Source organism: Paenibacillus sp. J22P51 (assembly GCF_059692215.1).
Window position 1 is genome coordinate 600,589 of record NZ_JCAUAZ010000002.1, and the last position, 18,033, is coordinate 618,621.

At 45.9% G+C, this 18,033-nt stretch carries 12 protein-coding genes; all 12 read left to right on the forward strand.

From position 1 onward, the window contains the following. Positions 1-6 precede the first annotated feature (6 nt). The 12 genes from AC58QC_RS07105 (at position 7) to AC58QC_RS07160 (ending at position 18,033) form a co-directional block, all read left to right on the forward strand. The gene (locus AC58QC_RS07105) at positions 7-864 is read left to right on the forward strand and encodes a sugar phosphate isomerase/epimerase family protein (protein WP_497414687.1); all 858 of its coding nucleotides are present in this window, start codon (positions 7-9) and stop codon (positions 862-864) included. 405 nt (positions 865-1,269) lie between these two features. Next, the gene (locus AC58QC_RS07110; RefSeq protein ID WP_497414688.1) at positions 1,270-3,597 is read left to right on the forward strand and encodes a helix-turn-helix domain-containing protein; all 2,328 of its coding nucleotides are present in this window, start codon (positions 1,270-1,272) and stop codon (positions 3,595-3,597) included. Between the two features lie 239 nt (positions 3,598-3,836). Then, complete coding sequence (locus AC58QC_RS07115) at positions 3,837-5,468, forward strand: type 2 periplasmic-binding domain-containing protein (RefSeq protein ID WP_497414488.1); 1,632 nt, start codon at positions 3,837-3,839, stop codon at positions 5,466-5,468. A gap of 81 nt (positions 5,469-5,549) precedes the next feature. Then, entirely contained in the window at positions 5,550-6,521 is a 972-nt protein-coding gene (locus AC58QC_RS07120) for an ABC transporter permease (RefSeq protein WP_497414489.1), read from the forward strand. Positions 6,522-6,561: 40 nt separating this feature from the next. Beyond that, positions 6,562-7,437 (forward strand): carbohydrate ABC transporter permease, encoded by an 876-nt coding sequence (locus AC58QC_RS07125; protein WP_497414490.1) that lies wholly within the window; start codon positions 6,562-6,564, stop codon positions 7,435-7,437. Positions 7,438-7,562: 125 nt separating this feature from the next. Continuing rightward, on the forward strand, positions 7,563-8,828 hold the full coding sequence (locus AC58QC_RS07130) for a Gfo/Idh/MocA family protein (RefSeq protein ID WP_497414491.1): 1,266 nt from the start codon (positions 7,563-7,565) through the stop codon (positions 8,826-8,828). Further along, the gene (locus AC58QC_RS07135) at positions 8,825-12,235 is read left to right on the forward strand and encodes a type 1 glutamine amidotransferase family protein (protein WP_497414492.1); all 3,411 of its coding nucleotides are present in this window, start codon (positions 8,825-8,827) and stop codon (positions 12,233-12,235) included. The genes AC58QC_RS07130 and AC58QC_RS07135 overlap by 4 nt, the downstream gene beginning before the upstream one ends. A 27-nt stretch (positions 12,236-12,262) precedes the next feature. Then, positions 12,263-12,451, forward strand: a complete 189-nt coding sequence (locus tag AC58QC_RS07140; protein WP_497414493.1) for a hypothetical protein — start codon at positions 12,263-12,265, stop codon at positions 12,449-12,451. Between the two features lie 40 nt (positions 12,452-12,491). Further along, complete coding sequence (locus AC58QC_RS07145; protein WP_497414494.1) at positions 12,492-13,259, forward strand: sugar phosphate isomerase/epimerase family protein; 768 nt, start codon at positions 12,492-12,494, stop codon at positions 13,257-13,259. A gap of 588 nt (positions 13,260-13,847) precedes the next feature. Beyond that, positions 13,848-15,641 carry a sensor histidine kinase gene (locus AC58QC_RS07150; RefSeq protein ID WP_497414495.1) on the forward strand — a complete coding sequence of 598 codons (1,794 nt, stop codon included), beginning with the start codon at positions 13,848-13,850 and terminating at the stop codon, positions 15,639-15,641. Between the two features lie 127 nt (positions 15,642-15,768). Then, positions 15,769-17,082 (forward strand): ABC transporter substrate-binding protein, encoded by a 1,314-nt coding sequence (locus tag AC58QC_RS07155; RefSeq protein ID WP_497414496.1) that lies wholly within the window; start codon positions 15,769-15,771, stop codon positions 17,080-17,082. Between the two features lie 69 nt (positions 17,083-17,151). Beyond that, entirely contained in the window at positions 17,152-18,033 is an 882-nt protein-coding gene (locus AC58QC_RS07160) for a carbohydrate ABC transporter permease (protein WP_497414497.1), read from the forward strand.

The window sequence follows — 18,033 nt, forward strand, 5'->3', positions numbered from 1 at the left end:
ATGAGGATGAAACTAGGCGTCAGTACATATAGTTTGGTCCGTGCTTTGAAATCTGGAGAAATGGACATTCTGGGTGTGATCGATTGGATTGCCGACCAAGGAGGCGAGCATGTTGAGATCGTGCCGTCCGGATTCGAACTGGCAGGTAAGCCAGAGATAGCTTATGCGATTCGGAGTAAGGCGCAGTCGCGTGGAATCGATATATCGAATTATGCGATCGGGGCCAATTTTAAGACCGACACACAGGAAGCCTATGAGCAGGAGATAGCGCGTGTGAAGGAGGAAGTCGATCTTGCGGCGATACTAGGTGTTAAGCGGATGCGGCATGACGTCGCACGTAGCAGCGACAATTCCATTGGCAGCTTTAACCGAGAGTTGAATCGTTTAGTAGAGGCATGCAGGCAAATTGCGGATTACGCTGCACAGTACGACATCGTGACTAGCGTCGAGAATCACGGCTATTTCATACAGGCAAGTGATCGGGTGCAGGCTCTGGTTCAAGCTGTCGATCGTCCGAACTTCCGCACAACGCTGGATGTCGGCAATTTCATGTGCGTCGATGAAAATTCGGTGGCGGCTGTGAAGAACAACCTGCCATATGCTTCTATAGTACATGTGAAAGACTTTTATCTCCGTCCTTCTTATTTGAATCCGGGTGAAGGCTGGTTTAAGACGACAAGCGGCAATTATTTGCGCGGTGCCATTGTTGGTCACGGAGACATCGATATGAGGGAAGTGCTTCGTGTGGTCAAAAACTCCGGCTATGACGGGTACATTTCGCTTGAATTCGAAGGAATGGAAGAATGCAAAGTTGGTACGAAGATCGGTCTCGACAACATAAGAAGATTGTGGGAAGAGGTCTAGCATGATTTAAAAGAAGGGGAGAGATTACAAATGGCAAATCGTCATCCGAAGAAAAAATAAATGGCTTCCCAACTTTATCATCGAATTGCTCCGCCGGAAGGTCAAGTCCGTGGCGGGGCTTTTTTTGAATTTATGGAGAATAGTTAACTATTTCATTCGAAAATTGAGCCTTGCATTCGACAAGCGTTGTCGGTTAGAGTAAATATTTGGGAGGAATGATTACCGTCACCTTATTTATTTCGGTTAATGTCGACTATAACGAGGATTTAATTGCCGATCACATAGACTTCTTCAATTGATGGGTTACAATATTTAAAAAGTAAATCTAAGAAATGAGTGTGTCCTATTTTGAAAATGCCTCTAATTTTACGTCTTATAAACAGTCGTAGAAGCTCACTTTTGACGATGATCGCCTCCAATTTGTTCATCTTATTGATACCACTTGCAATGGGGCTGTTTTTATATACCAAAGTGGAACAAAGTCTGGAGAATAGCACAAATCGTTCCAATGCGGCGATGCTGGAGCAGTTGAAGATGTCGCTGGACAATAAGTTGTCTGAAGTTGATATTTTAATGCGCCAGGTCGCACTCGACCCCAAGCTGGAATATATGCTTAAAATCCCTGCCAATGCTGATGATGTTGATAAATACGAGTTCGTTCAATTCAAGCAGGATAAGATGAGCAGGTATCGCAGTATGACCAGCAGTTTTATCTTTGATTATTATGTCTATTTCGCAAGCAGCGACACGATTGTTAAGGACGATTTGTTGACAGATTCGCGGACGTTTTATTCCACCTATTACGCCATGAAGAACATGTCGTATGATCATTGGCGAATGCTCTTGCAACAAGAGCATAAAATGTCCTACTTACCTGTTGCTTCACTTTCCACTAGTGTCGATCCGTATACAAACAGGGAATATAAGCCAAAAGAAGTTATCACCTATATGCAATCGCTGCCCGTCCTTTCGCAATCTGACAATTTAGGCTGTTTTATCGTGTTGATTGACGTCGATCAGGTTAAACAAATGTTCGCCAATCTTGAATCAGCAAGTCATAGCGCCATTTACATCATTGATGATACAGGGAAAACGATCATGGGTACCAGTGAAACGCCGTTTCCATCTGATTTACTAAGCCGCATGGAAGAAAGGACGGTTCCGTTCGAATATCGGTTTGATGGAGCAGATCAAATGGTGTCGTTTACGTCCTCGCAAAAAGCTGGCTGGAAATATGTTTCCATAACGCCAAACAACGTTTTTATGCAGCAGGTCAATCAAATTAAAAAATGGTCGATCGGGCTGTTCGTCCTCTGTTTGATTGCCGGGCTGTTAGCCGTAATTGTTGGGGCCTACCGCAATTATAAGCCTCTTCAAAAGACCGTGAATGCGATTATGAGCGGAAAAGATATGATCAAGCGCCCCCCCTCTAACGAATATGAGTTTATCCGGCAAACGATCGAAGGCTCAATCCACGAAGAGAAAAACTTGCGAAGCACTTTGGCGCAGCAAATCCCTTTCATCCGGGCTAACTACTTGTCCCGTCTTTTACAGGGTTATATGGACGTTGACGTTTCTGCGGAAAGCGAAGATACGCTCAAGTATATGGAGCTAGCGTTTGTAAGCGACCGTTTTGCCATCATCCTTATCAAGATCGAGGACATTCATGGCTTTACCAAAGAAGAATCCGAAAAGGAATGGGCGTGTGTAAGGTTTATTGTGTCGAACATCGGTGTTGATTTGATTGAACTTAATCATAAGGGATTCGCTGTCGAACTTGACCGTGATCGGCTCGCATTTCTTGTTAACCTGGAGGCAGGTCGAGATGAACTAGCCGAATCTGATATTCGGGAAATCGCCCAGTCACTCTACAGCGTTATCTCGCAAAGGTTCAAAATTGACTTGACAGTGGCGACCGGGGGGATTCACCAGGGTCCCAAAGCGATTCGCAATTCTTACCCGGAAGCGCTGGCGGCTCTTGAATATCGACTCATTGTGGGGAAAAATGCCATTATCCATTTCGAAGATATTATCGATGCCAAGCAACACTACTATTATCCGCTTGAAATCGAGATACAGCTCACCAATTTCGTTCGAAGCGGCGACACCGACAATGTTGAGAAACTGCTCGATAAGATTTATTCGATGAATTTCGATTCAAGCCACATGACACCGGAATTGGGAAAATGCCTGTTCTTTAACGTAACGAGTACGTTTTTGAAAATCCTCAACTCCACGAATACGAACCAGGAAGAAGTGCTTGGAGCGGACTTTGATCCGATCAAAGCGGTGTTCAGCTATCCGACGGCGCAAGGCATGCACTTAAAAACGAAGGAGTTGTATGAAACACTTACGCGCTCGTTCAATGTGGACCGATCCGATCACAATACGCAACTGCTGCAGGAGATTATTACCCTGATTGACTCTAGTATCGATGATCCGAATCTCGGACTAGCGCATATCGCGGATCGTTTCGGGATGACTCCGCAATATATTTCCACTTTCTTCAAAAAAAATCAAGGGCAAAATTTGTTAGATTATGTGACGCATAAGCGGATCGAAATCGCGAAACAACTGCTGGGAAGCAAGGATCTGACCATTGCGCAAATCGCGGAAAAGCTCGGATATAATAATTATGTCGTATTCATCCGCGCCTTCAAAAAGCTGGAGGGCATTACGCCGGGCAAATACCGTGAAACGATGATGCCAGCCAAAAACGGTTCAGACATATAAAAGGGCAGCCTCTTCGCGGGCTGCCCATATTTCATTATGTACGTATACTGACGATTTTTAATGTCTAGTGATTTCTTTACTTCTATCCCGCATTTCTTACGAAAATACACAGGAAATGAAATATAGAGCCTATTCATTATCGGCTTGGTGAGGCTACACTTGGAACCAGAAGCCAGGACAACGATAGCCCGGTTTTAACCAGCAGCAAATTATTGACAATTAAAAGGGAGGCAAAAACGATGAAGAAAAAATTGAAACAAGCAGGCTCCGTCATACTGATCTCCGCACTCACGTTATCGGTTGCCGCGTGCAGCAATGAAAAGGATGGGGAGACGTCATCAGCGTCACCGCAGTCAAATAAAGAAACGCAGCCGCCGAAGCTGACGAATTTAACCTACTGGGTAGCTAACAACTCTAACGCCTCATCACAAATGAAAACCTACGCCGAAATGGGCATGTACAAAGAGCTTGAAAAAATATCCGGCGTGAAGGTCGAATTCCAGCATCCACCGCTTGAAGCCCAGCAGGCCAAAGAACAGTTCAACCTGATGCTTGCCTCCAATCAACTGCCGGACGTTCTCGAAACGAACTGGACTGCGGGGACGTCGTTCTATCCGGGAGGACCTGAAAGGGCGATTAAAGACGCCAAAATTATTAAACTGAACGATCTGATCGATAAGTATGCACCGAATCTGAAAAAACTGATGGACGCACACCCAGACTGGAAAAAGCAAGTCACGACAGACGATGGCAGCATGTACATGTTTCCCTTTATTCGTGGTGACGAGAAGGTCAGAGTGTTCTTTGGACCGACGATCCGTCAAGATTGGTTAGACAAGCTAGGGCTGAAAATGCCGACGACGATCGACGAATGGTATACCGTGTTGAAAGCGTTTAAAGAAAAAGATCCGAACGGCAACGGCCAAGCGGACGAAATCCCAATTTACCTTGATAAGGAGTTGTTCAAAGCCGATGCTCCGTTCCTTGGTGCATGGGGAATCAATTACAGCTATTATCAAGACGGTGGCAAAGTAAAATACGGCCCAATTCAGCCGGAGTATAAGGAATTCCTGACAACGATGAACAAATGGTATAAGGAAGGCCTGCTTGACAAGGATTTCGCAGCTCCGAACGAAAAATTGTTCGATAACAAAATGACGACGAACCTCTTGGGTGCATCCGCAAATTTCGTCGGAGGAGGCATAGGCAAGTTCGCCGCCCTCATGAAGGACAAAGACCCGAACTTCCAACTAGTCGCTGCTTCATATCCGGTATTGAAAGCTGGGGACAAAGCGATTTGGGGGCAAAGAGACTTTGCTACTAACGGCGTTGGAGCCGCAATCACGACAAGCAACAAAAACCCCATTGAAACAGTCAAATGGCTCGATTACGCTTACGGCGAAAAAGGTAATAGTTTATTCAACTACGGCTTAGAAGGTGTTAGTTACAAGTCGGAAAATGGTAAAGCTGTATTCACGCCAGAAGTTTTAAACCCTCCGGCTGGAGTTTCCCTCGCGCAATCGGTAGCGAAGTACGTCCGGGCGGGCTGGAGCGCACCGTTCGTGCTCAGTGACAATTTCCAATTGCAATATCTCGCGCTTCCACAGCAGAGGAGTGCTTTGGAAATTTGGTCCAAACCGACAGTCGAGCGCAAAATGCCGCTCGTTACGCCAACGCAGGAAGAGAGCAGCAAATTCGGTTCGATCATGACAGATATTCAGACGTATCAAGACGAAATGTTTCTTAAGTTCATCATGGGCGTGGAGCCGATCGATAACTTTGACAAATACGTCAAAAAGATTCAGAGCATGGGTATAGAGGATGGAATCAAAATTCAACAAGCGGCTCTTGAACGCTTCAACAAGCGTTAATCGAGAGTTGGGACGGGGAGATGAAATAGGTTCATCTCCCAGATCTTATATCGTATCTAGAAAGAAAGGTAAGGCGAGACGATGACGCAAAATACCGGAACCGTTCAGACAAGCAGCACCTCAACCAAAGTTTATCGAAATCCGACCGTCTGGCAAACTATTCGTGTCGATTTGAAGCGTCATTGGGCCATTTATTTAATGGCTTTGCCCGTTATCGCTTACTATCTCATCTTCCACTACGGACCGATGTACGGTTTGCAAATTGCCTTTAAAGAGTTTTCTCCGGCGAAAGGAATTTGGGGGAGCCCTTGGATTGGTTTCAAGCATTTCGAAAGCTTTTTTAACGGCATTTACTTTTGGAGATTAATAAAAAACACCATATTGATCAACATTTACGATTTGTTGTTTGCTTTCCCAGCAGCTATCATACTTGCGCTGCTGCTAAATGAGATTCGCAGCAGCATATTCAAACGGGTTGTACAGTCCATCTCCTATTTACCGCACTTCGTTTCTATCGTCATTGTATCCGGAATGATGATAGACTTTTTAAGCCGTACCGGTCTCATTAACCAACTCATCGGCACCCTTGGCATCGAACCGATCGACTTCCTGAAAGAATCGGGCTGGTTCCGCTTCCTGTTCGTTTCGTCCGGTATATGGCAAGGCATTGGCTGGAGTTCAATCGTTTATTTGGCGGCGATCGCAACCATTGATCCGACGCTGTACGAGGCTGGTCGGATGGACGGTGCTAATCGCTGGAAGCAAACGCTGCATATTACAATTCCCGGCATTATGCCGACAATCGTTATCTTGTTTATTTTACAAATGGGCAACATGCTGTCCGTTGGCAGCGAAAAGGTACTTCTCCTGTATAATCCGCTCACGTATGAGACGGCGGATGTCATATCGACTTACGTATACCGCAAAGGGGTAATGGAGGCAAGCTACAGCTTCACAGCCGCTGTCGGATTGTTCAACTCCGTGATCAGCTTTATTTTGATCGTGGCTGCCAACAGCTTCGTCAAGCGGGTCAGCGATAACAAGCTGTGGTAGCTACCTGTCATCTAGAAAGGCTCAGAAAGGAGGTTGGCAGATGAAACCAACCATGGGAGAACGAACATTTGGCTACTTTAATACGCTGTTGATGCTAGGTCTCTGTGCAGTTACGCTGTACCCGTTCTTGTACGTGCTGCTCGCCTCGCTCAGCGATGCGACGTCACTTTTGCAACATCGCGGGCTGATGCTCAGGCCGGCCGGTTTTGATCTTGGTGCTTACAAAGCTGTATTCGATAACCCGATGATCATCAAAGGGTACCAGAATACGCTCATATATGTGCTGCTTGGCACAGCAATCAACCTGTTAATGACGTCGATCGGGGCCTATGTGTTGTCCAGACCGAATTTATATTTCAAAAATATGATCATGTTTTTTATCGTTATAACGATGGTGTTCCATGGCGGCTTAATTCCGAATTACCTGCTCGTGAACGAGCTTGGGATGATGAATACAATGTGGGCGCTTCTCATTCCCGGAGCGATCAATACATTCAACATGATCATCATGCGTACCTCGTTCCAAGGTATCCCCGTTAGTTTGGAGGAATCTGCAAGAATGGACGGCGCTAATGACTGGACGATTTTATTCCGTATCATTATCCCGCTGTCAATGCCGGTGATTGCCGTCATGATTTTGTGGTATGCAGTAGGACATTGGAATTCCTACTTCAGCGCGCTGGTCTATTTACGGAACCGTGAAGCGTATCCGCTCCAGCTCGTCCTACGCGAAATTTTGATCGAAAACAATACAGATTCTATGATGACGGGATCTATTAGTGACGACAAATATGCCATTGGTGAAACCATTAAATATGCGGCGATTATCGTCTCGACTTTACCGATCCTCTGCCTATATCCGTTTTTGCAAAAGTATTTCGTCCAAGGGGTCATGATCGGAGCGATCAAGGAGTAAACCCTAGGATATATCGTTCAATAAATAGCGTTGCAAGATAAGGTATTCTGTGCAGCCAATTTGGTTTCACTGGATACCTATTTATTTGCAAGGAAATTCGAAAGAATTAAATAGGAGAATGTCTAATGAAACAGCTTAGAGCAATTATGATAGGTGCTGGCGCCAGAGGCGCGGCGTATGCGCAGTATGCACTCGATTATCCGCATGAACTGAAATTCGTTTCTGTAGCCGAATCAAATCCGGAACGGTTGGCCAAATTCGCGTTGCAGCACGGCATCCCGGCGGAGCGTCAGTATACGTCATGGGAGCGGATTCTCGAGGAGCCTCAGCTGGCTGATATTGCAATCATCTCTACACAGGATCGGATGCATTATGAGCCAACGTTAATAGCGTTAAAGAACAAATATCATGTCCTGCTTGAGAAGCCGATGTCGCCGGATCCTGTGGAATGTATCCAGATGGAATTGGCCTCCAAAGCGAACGGACGGCTGCTTACGATATGTCATGTGCTTAGGTACACGCCGTTCTGGTCGGCGATTAAACGGCTCCTTACAGAAGATCGTATCGGCGAGATCGTTTCGATTCAGCTTAACGAAAACGTCGGTTACTGGCATATGGCGCACAGCTTTGTCCGGGGGAATTGGAACAACTCTGACAAGTCGAGCCCTATGATTTTAGCAAAATCGTGTCACGATATGGATGTCTTATCTTGGCTGATGGATCAATCTTGCCTGCGCGTCAGCTCCTATGGTTCTTTGAAGCATTTCCATTCCGGCAACGCTCCGGAGGGCTCTTCGGATACTTGCATCACCTGTGCAGTGGAATCCACGTGCCCGTATTCGGCGCCACGCTTCTACTTTGGCGAAGGTAAAGCTTGGGCGCGGCATTTTACCGAAGAGCTTACGCGGGAAAACATTGTGAAGGGCTTAAAGGAAACGAATTACGGTCGCTGTGTTTACAAGAGTGACAACAATGTAGTGGACCATCAAGTCGTCAACATGGAATTTACGGGCGGCGCTACGGCAACATTCAGTATGTGCGGATTCACTCGACACCAGGAACGGCGTATACAGATTATGGGTACAAAGGGTGAGATTCGCGGCGAGGAAGACAAAATTACGGTAATGGATTTCCTTACCCACGAAAACACCGAGATTCAAATCCCCAAACAGACGTCAGGGCATGGGGGCGGAGATAGCGGCATTGTCCGTAGCTTCCTGAAGGAAGTACGCGACTACAATGGCAGTGATGGCCTTACATCCGCAGCCGCTTCGGTGCGCAGTCATCTGATGGCGTTTGCAGCGGAACAATCCCGTTTAAATAATGGCGAATCAATTGAATTAGATACTTTTTATACAAAGCTAGATAGTGATTGGAGAGATAACCAATGAATCCATCTATAGAAAAGAATGAAAGATCTCTTGAAGCAGTAGGCCATAGTGTTTATGGCTTTGAGCGGTTGTATCACTTGCCTGAGGGGTGCTTCTCTGGGGATGGAATCACGCATGAGGACTATCGATACTTGAGGGCTGGCGAAAGCGTTTCTTTGCGCTTTTCGGGAAACGATATCGGATGGATCCCGAGCGATGTCCGGAGCTACAGATTAAGGCTCACTGGCGAAGTTGACCTGCCCCCAATTTGGATGACGGAACAGCACTTTCCTCCGCTTTACCGTTTGATCGATGACAGTTTGTGTGAATCTATCACCCACCATAGCCGGTTCAGTTTGGACTTGAGAAGTGCAGGTGAGGATTATCCACGGGAAGCTTACACCAAAGTAGTCTGGAACGAGATCGAAGGTGAATTCCCAGAAATAAGGAATGCCGGAGTTAAATCGTTAGGGATGTCGGTTTGGTGCAAAAAAGAACAAGTGGAGCTGTTGCCGGGTGGATCACTTGAGATGGTGGCGGAAGTGTTCTATGTCAAGGAAGGGAAGTCTCCACGGGATATTTCCGACACACCAGATGCGATTTATCGGATCGACATCGGTGCAGGCACTTGCGGATGGGAGCGAAAAAGCGTCGTCATCCCGGTGGAAGGCAAGCTTGCCTGCTTGCTGGTACACGTTTCCGGTAGCCACTATTCTGGAAACGTCTGGTTGGAAGATCCATGCTTGGAAACGGAGGGTTCCCTCAATCTACTTCCCCCGTTTGCTCCGGCAGTGCCGTTTTCCACTTCTTTTTCCTGGGTGGGACGGAACTTGTCCAAAAAAGAATGGGCGAAATTCCGCGTGAATATCAATGGACAGACTGTCTTTCAGGGTGAATGTTTTCAACGGGATTACCGCTGGCCAGTGTCCGAATTCGAGATTCCTCATGGTGTCCTTCAATCGGGGAATCATGACATGACGATCACGCTTGAATCCGACTATCGAGATCCGCTTCCCTATAAGCTGAGATCTGTCGAATTCGTCAGTCGACCAGGTGATTTCGGTATTGTGTCATGTCCGGACATCGTTACTGCCGGAGAAGCTTTTGGCGTATGGGTTCAAGCGGGTAAGCCAGGTATCAAGGTTCAAGTTTCGGTGAATGGTGGATCGCACATCCAGCCCGAACAAAGTGAGTTTATAACGGAATGCCAGGGACTTAACGAGATCCGCTTTATAGCGGAACGTGCCGGAGGAAGAGCGACGATCGAGCTGTGCACCGAATACGGTACGTGGAGCGATATAGTGGAACGTTCCGTCGAACGAGACGACGATCATGTGCTGACCGGAACATCAGACCCGGTTTACATCGAATCGGATGCCCGCGAAATGGCGTATTTCCTTGCTTGGTATATGAATCAACAGATCGGCAACATGACCACGTTCCGTCCCGTCTACCGTTGGTCGGGTACGAGGTCTCTTAAAGAGCTTGATTGGAAGCAATCGAAGGAACTATGTGAAAAATTTGGTCTGCAATACGCTCTGATCGTCGAAAGCAGAGAGCTGTCTGGATGCGGTGTTAATCCGGACAGGAATACGCTCGGCGGACCTAATTTCCTTGGAAGCCAAGCGCATGAACGAGATGGATTTTCCAGCTACTGGGGGGCGCGTCCTGCCGCCGAGCGGGAGTTGTATTGCGACCTGTGGAGCAGAATGTCGCGCATGGAAGGGAATGTCGTATTTCAAACGCCTGTGCGAACATCGCATGGCATTTACTATAACTTGGATCCACTTGCGGCAACGGACATGGAACAGGCCGCTCTACAGTTTGTCAAGAACGTCGGGCTCGTTCCGCACTATGCGTCAAGGCATACAGGACCTTCTGTCTTGTTCAAATATTTATACCAGGCCGGAATTCCTTGGCAAGGAGCAGAATTGATGTACGGTCCGCATGAAGTCATTATTTCAGCGCTTCGAGGGGCATCTCGTGCATACGGTCAAGACAGTTACGGCGCGCATCTGGCGGTGCAATGGTCAACGACGCCACACGATACTGAACAACGTTATCGGCGGTATCGGCTTGCTTTATATTTGTGTTACATGCATGGAGTCGATCAGATCAATACGGAAGAAGGCTTATGGAGACTGGAAGAGCGGTTTGCTGATCTGGAGAGGTTCAGCGTGGCTTGTCGCCGTCATACGGACGAACAGCGGAATTTCTACAGGTTTGTTCGCACGCATACCCGTAGGGGCAGGTTGCACGGGCCAATGGCGTTTTTGCATGGACAGAATGACGGGTGGACGTGTTTTGGCCGCAGGAATGTATGGGCCCAGCAGGGGGAGGAATGGGCGTTTTCCGCTCCGGAAGAAAGCTGGGATCTATTAAATGTGTTTTATCCACGGTCGGTTCTTTCACCCATTTACAGACATCCTTGCCCCTCTGAACCGGTCGGCTATTATACCGGTACTCCGTATGGCATTGCGGACATCGTTCCCGTTGAAGCGGATGATCAGATACTTGGAAGCTACGCGCACATGGCCTTTCTTGGCTGGAATACGGCGGATGCGGCGCAAATCCAAAAATTGATTAGGTACGTGCGGGAAGGCGGAACGCTACTCATCGGGCTGCCGCATCTGTACGCGTCCAAAAGTCGTTCGGATGCTTTTGGAGAATGCCCTTCCTTGGCTGATTCTGTAGAAATAAGGCAATTGATCGGCGCCGAGATAACTGGTTACCAAAGCACGAAGCTGGAAACAGGCAAAACGCTCGAAATCGGTAGATTAGAGACGTTGACTGCCGCAGTCGTGGCGACAAGCGCCAACGGAGACCCGTTGATTCTGGAGCATCAGTTGGGACAAGGAAAAGTTCTGTATGTGAATGCGAAGGCGTATCCTTCAGATCATCGGATTCGAGGATGGTATGAACAGTTGTTGCATGGCTTTGGGGCGTCTGTTATGGAAAGGGAACGTGAGAGAGGCTGGTTAGCTGGTAGTCCAGACATCGGGTTTACGGTTTATGATAGGGAAGACGGCTTGCGTGTGATTTACACGCTTAATATCAATTGGTGGGAAGAAAGCTCATCTCCCGTTGGAACAGCCTTGCTTTGGGGAGACCAGGAGATTGAAGTGTCCGTCAACCGGGATGACATGCATATGATCACCTTATCTGACAATGTGGGGATCATGACAGCCGACAATGAAACGGACGTCATTGACCTGCGTGAGGACGAACAAGGGGCGGAGTTGACGATTCAAGGCAGCGGAGATACAGAACTTACTGTGTTCGTCAGATCGAATAATTCAAATAGCCTTCTGTTTGCAGAGACCGAATCGGGAGAATCGCTGCCGATTCGATGCGAATGCTTCCCGCATACGTGGAAATTTAACCTCCATTTGACAGGCTCTGAAAGTATCAGACTGAGTTTGGTGTGAGAGTGATATAAATCAGGAGGTATTAGTATGAACGATGAGATTCGTATTGAAGATCTGAATCCGGGATATGCCATCTCCTTCGTGCATGCAGGTAAGGAAATTGAGATGGATAAACGAACCACTTGGGAAGACGCTATAGAACTTGCTTTTTATTTAGCTAAATCGACACAACTACCAATTAATTACCATTGCGACTTCCGAGAAAGAAATTATTGAAATGTGTATAAAGGCAATTTTATGAAAGCGAGTGATTTAATTGAAAATAGCAGCTCAGCTCTATACAATAAGGGATTTTTTAAAAACTCCTGAAGATATCTCAATCAGTCTTAGAAAGATTAAACAAATTGGCTTTAATGCCATTCAAGTTTCAGGAATAGGTCCTATCGATAACAAGGATTTGAAAGAAATTGCTAACCGAGAGCAACTGACAATCTGTGCGACCCACATACCATACGCGGATTTAACGGATGATTTGGACGCTGTTATTGAAAAGCATAAGATTTGGGATTGCAAATATGTGGGATTAGGAGGAATGCCAGCGAAAAATCGCAGCAGCAAAGAAGGGTTTGTGACTTTCGCCAAAGAAGCATCGGAAATCGGAAGAAAATTAAAGCAGGCAGGATTACAATTCTTTTACCATAATCATTCTTTTGAGTTCGCAAAATTTGGTGGGAAAACAGGCTTGGAAATCCTCATGGAGGAAACAGACCCAGAAGCAGTGGAATTCTTACTTGATCTCTTCTGGGTACAATCTGGAGGAGCGGATCCAATACAATGGATAAACAAATTGAAAGGAAGAATGAAGCTCGTTCACTTGAAAGATTTTGCAGTCATGAGTGATGGCGAACAGCGATTTGCCGAGATTGGTGAAGGTAATATGAATTACACCCAAATTTTGGAGGCATGCAAACACGTTGGTGTAGAATGGGCCCCGGTTGAACAAGACGATTGTTATGGCCGAGATCCATTTGAATGCTTGGCGACCAGCTTCAATAATTTGAAGAACCTTGGAGCGGATGTTTAATTTTTCAGGTACTGCAGGCAGCTAACGAAGGGTAATTTGAGCGAATGTTAATTAAATTCATATTAAAAAGTAACCTATTTATGAAGACAATGGGAGGAGCTGATTCTGAAAAGTTATTTTTGTGTTCAGTGTAAAGTGCTGCATGTAAGATCTGTTTCTCCAAATGAAATAATTTTCAGATCTGGTTTTCATTGGGTCAATTCAATTTTGTATCAAGTCGGTGTATGTAATAAGTAATTGTTAGCGATTTATGGGATACCTGCCTATGGATGGCAGAGCGTCTGCGAGTAAAATATCGTAAACTTTGAACCAAAAAGAACGGCTGCTCATAAGAGGCAGACCGTTCTTTTTGGTTCAAAAATAATCATGTAGACAACAAAAAAGATCATGAAAAATAGCCATAGGAGTAGCTATAATTTTCTTAGAGACGGGAGTCTTTTTGTGATGCCCAAAATTGCAAGCGTTCGCAATAATTGTCGGCAGTTAACTTTTGTTGATCATTAGTCAAATAAAAGGACATCTCCCTAAATAGAACGAATGTATGACTACGAAGTCTTATTTCGTATTTGAGATTGCGGGGTGAAGGTGTTGAAGTTATTTGCTAAACCATGGACGTTCTCAGCGACTCTCCATGTCTTGTTAATCGTCATGGTGGTCGTTCCTATCGTGACAATCAGTACCATGATTCTCCAAGTATACAAACGCGATTTGCTGCAGCAAACAACAGAACGAACGCTGCAAACACTTCATGCTGTCACCTACTCAGCCCAACAGGAGATCAGTAAAATTGAATACGCTGCTGCGGCAGTTGGTGTGGATCGAGACATTTTATCAACGGCAACGGCATTGCATCAAGCGGATGAGAGCAACCGTTATGCCGATATCAACGAGCTGACGCTTGCCCTGAGTAGATACACCTACTCGATGTCCAGCCAGCTACTTGCTATTCATTTTTTCTATAAAGATGGCGGTGTGTATTCGTTCAAGCAGAACATGACAAAGGACGAACAGGAGCTGCGTTCTGAGGCGTGGTATCAGAAAACACTACAGCAAAAAGATCATGTACAGTTCCTTAGTCTTCAACAAACACTGCTGTATGGCGTGACGGTTCCTATGGCTGTGGCTGCCGCTATTGCACCGAGTGATTACCATACACTAAGTGATGTCGAAATGGTCTATTTTTCGCTCAATGAGGAAGCGTTCGATAAGATCTTACGGCAGCAGCCCAATGATGATTCCACCTATGTGATCGTCAGCAAGGAAGGTCAAGTTGTTACAGCCAGCTATAATTGGGATCAAGAGAGTCTAACGCCGGCAAAGCTGGAGCAAATCGGAGTTGCTCGTGAAGGGCATTTTATCGATCAGGTTAGCGGTCGTCAGATGCTAGTAACCTATGCAAGCGTTGGTGATACAGGCTGGAAAGCTGTTCAAGAGATTCCCTATAGTAAGGTAACAGCCAATTATGACCGTATATTTAAATTTGTTCTGTTCGTGACTTTTGCGGTCATTGCTATATTTCTGCTTATTTCCTTCTATCTCGTGCACAGCCTAACTAGGCCGATTCATGTACTCGTTCGTAAGATGTCCCTTGTGATGGAAGGGGAGTTGAATGCTAAGATCGGAACCTCAGGTATTGCAGAAATGGCTATGCTTGGTCAAACATTCAATCATATGCTTGATCAGATCAAGCTGCTTTTGCGGCAGCGGGAAGAGCAAGAGCAAACGAAACGAAAAGCAGAGTTTGCTGCCTTGCAGTCGCAGATCAATCCCCACTTTCTCATTAATACACTGAATGCCATCAAGCTAATGGCGCTAATCAGCAAAGTAGACAACATCCGTCATATGACCAATGCACTGATGCGACTTGTCTCATCCTCGTTTAACCGAGGTGGTGTTCTTATTCGTTTTTCCGATGAAATCGACAATCTAAAGCATTATCTATACATTATGGAGATTCGATACGGCAACAAATTTGAAATCGAATGGCAAATCGATCCCCAGGCCGAATCTAAGTATTTGCTGAAACTGCTGCTCCAACCGATTTTGGAAAACAGCATCGTTCACGGGATGGCTGGTAAAGAAACTCGTGGCAAAATCGTCATCGCAGCGCACATTCACGAAGGAAGTCTACACATTGTTATTTCCGATAATGGCGAGGGGATGACGGAGGAGCAGCTCGAAGAGTTCAGGACGAGACGCAGCCCCCATACGTTTACCGGCATGGGTGTCGCCAATGTTCATCACCGGATTCAGCTGCACCATGGGGAGGATTATGGCGTTATCTTAACCGCCAATGAACCTACGGGAACGAGGGTTTCCATGAGAATCCCTATTCTTCATCGCGATCAGGAAGAAGAACGGCCGCTTCGGTTGGAAGCTTAATCTAGTTCAAAAAAGATCAACTTCATAGCCAAAAAGATCATTTGGATGCGTTTCCATCCCATGTATGATGAATACAGGTTGAACAACAAACCGAATCAAAGCAACATTCATTGGAGGGGTTTCAAGAATGGGGAAAAGAAGATTAGTAAGCACAGCGCTAGTAGGCGGACTTGTCATGCTAAGTGCATTGACAGGCTGCTCTAAGGAAACAGTTTCACCTGCAGCTTCAGTCAAACCCGTAGAAAGCAAGGCGGCTGCGGCAACGCCAAAACCGGCGGAACCCGTTAAGCTGAAGCTGGCCATGTGGGATGCCAAGGGCGACATCAAGTTCTGGACGGACAAAGTGAAAGAATACACAAAATTGAAGCCGAATGTGACCGTAGATGTAGAGATGGTGCCGGATAACGGCGGTCAGTACTTAAAGGTGCGCCTGGCTGCCAACGACTTGCCTGATCTGTTCTATTTAAAGCCAGCACATATGCAAATTTACAAACAATCTCTCCTCCCGCTCGATGACTTGGCTGGCGCGAAGAATAATAAATTTCCAGCTAAAATCGATGGCAAAATATTGGGTGCGCCGCTCGTTTCTTTCTCGGAATTTGTATACTTCCACCCCAGCATTTTCAAAGAGTTGAATTTGGAAGTTCCGAAAACAATGCCTGAGTTTATGACTACGATGGAGAAAATTAAAACAAACGGAAAGTATACACCAATCGCCATCGGTGGTAAGGAAGACTGGACATTCTATCCGTTCATGGAGTTCGGTCCACACATTCTTTCTGGGGATGAGAATTACTTAGCGAACTTGGCGAAGACGCCGGAGCCTTTCGGAGATGGCAGTACCTTTGATAAGGCTGGTAAAATAATTAAAGAAATGTCAACGAAGAAGTTGGCGGGTCCGGATGCTCTATCCATATCCTTTGATCAATCCACACAGTTATTCGAATCTAAAAAAGCTGCTATGATCGCAGCGGGTCAATGGTACTACGGAGATTATGCGAATAAAGTTAAAACAGATGAAGATCTTGGCGTATTCCCGCTTCCTTTCAGAAGCACAGAGAGCGAGCCATTGACATCCATGACGGTGTCCGATATGAATGTCGGCATTAACAAAAACAGCAAAAACGTAGAGGAAGCGAAAGCATTCTTCGATTGGATGTTCAGTAAAGATGTATATCAATCATTTATTAATATGGCTCAACAGTTTTCCACGATTAATGGGGTTAGTACAGATCTCCCGTTCTTTAACAAGTGGACGGAGAAGTATCCGTTTAAACCATTTATCTACTCAGCAACGGATGAAGGCTTTGCCAAAGTAAGCGGTGCGGCACAATTTGATTTCAAAAAGGCGGCGCAGGAAATTTACTCAGGTAAACCGATTGATACGTTGGAGAAAGAATTGAATAACAAGTGGAAGAAAGCCGTTGAATCAAATAAATAGGTAATTAAATAGAGGGTACTATTTGAGCGATCGGAGTAGTGCCCTCTCTTTTTATACAGGAGTGATCTTATGAATTATCGCATGCAGCAGAAAGTCGTCATTGTATCGTTTCTGTTCGTACCTGTTTCTCTCTTATTGTTGTTTCTCATCTATCCAACCTTGCAGTTATTTCGCTACAGCTTCACTAGCTGGGATGGCTATAGCCCGAGTTTTAAGTACATTGGCTTTGACAATTATATGCAAATGCTGTTTGACTTCCCAGAAGCCTGGCATGCGATTAGAAATAATGCGACCTACTTTCTATTACATACAATCGCTATTCCTCTCGAACTCATTATGGCGGTACTGTTAACCAGAGCGCTGCGAGGGAGTGCATTTTTCCGCTTTTCCGTACTGATGCCCTACATTATTAATGGTATTGCCGTAGCCTATATGTTCAGTTACATCTACAATCCCATCAATGGGCCGCTGAATGAGCTGTTGAAAGCGATTGGACTCGAATCATGGATTCATAGCTGGCTGAGCGATGCGAAGATTGTGAATTATTCGTTGGTTGTTGTTTCTTTATGGCGTTACAGTGGCGTGCATATCGTACTATTTCTGGCTGGACTGCAATCCATACCGAAAGATCTCTATGAAGCAGCAGAAATAGATGGGGCCAACTTTTGGCAGCAACAGCGGTATGTAACACTTCCAGGCATTCGACGCGTCGTCGAAATCATCTTGTTTATGAATGTATCTGGAGCCCTTCTCCAGTATGACATTCCGCTTGTTATGACGAACGGCGGTCCCGGAAGTGCAAGCAGCACCTTTGGACTATTTTCACTCCAAACGGCGTTTACTTACAATAATTACGGTCTAGCTTCCGCGATGGCGGTTATTCTCTTATTCCTGATCATTATATTTTCATCACTGCAAGCTTGGATCGTGAAAGACAGGAGTGAGGCTTGA

Bases quoted from the DNA above. Each gene is read 5' to 3' on its own strand.
- AC58QC_RS07130 (WP_497414491.1), top strand. From the start codon at position 7,563: ATGAAACAGCTTAGAGCAATTATGATAGGTGCTGGCGCCAGAGGCGCG.
- AC58QC_RS07135 (WP_497414492.1), top strand. From the start codon at position 8,825: ATGAATCCATCTATAGAAAAGAATGAAAGATCTCTTGAAGCAGTAGGC.
- AC58QC_RS07115 (WP_497414488.1), top strand. From the start codon at position 3,837: ATGAAGAAAAAATTGAAACAAGCAGGCTCCGTCATACTGATCTCCGCA.
- AC58QC_RS07105 (WP_497414687.1), top strand. From the start codon at position 7: ATGAAACTAGGCGTCAGTACATATAGTTTGGTCCGTGCTTTGAAATCT.
- AC58QC_RS07155 (WP_497414496.1), top strand. From the start codon at position 15,769: ATGGGGAAAAGAAGATTAGTAAGCACAGCGCTAGTAGGCGGACTTGTC.
- AC58QC_RS07140 (WP_497414493.1), top strand. From the start codon at position 12,263: ATGAACGATGAGATTCGTATTGAAGATCTGAATCCGGGATATGCCATC.
- AC58QC_RS07120 (WP_497414489.1), top strand. From the start codon at position 5,550: ATGACGCAAAATACCGGAACCGTTCAGACAAGCAGCACCTCAACCAAA.
- AC58QC_RS07160 (WP_497414497.1), top strand. From the start codon at position 17,152: ATGAATTATCGCATGCAGCAGAAAGTCGTCATTGTATCGTTTCTGTTC.
- AC58QC_RS07110 (WP_497414688.1), top strand. From the start codon at position 1,270: ATGATCGCCTCCAATTTGTTCATCTTATTGATACCACTTGCAATGGGG.
- AC58QC_RS07125 (WP_497414490.1), top strand. From the start codon at position 6,562: ATGAAACCAACCATGGGAGAACGAACATTTGGCTACTTTAATACGCTG.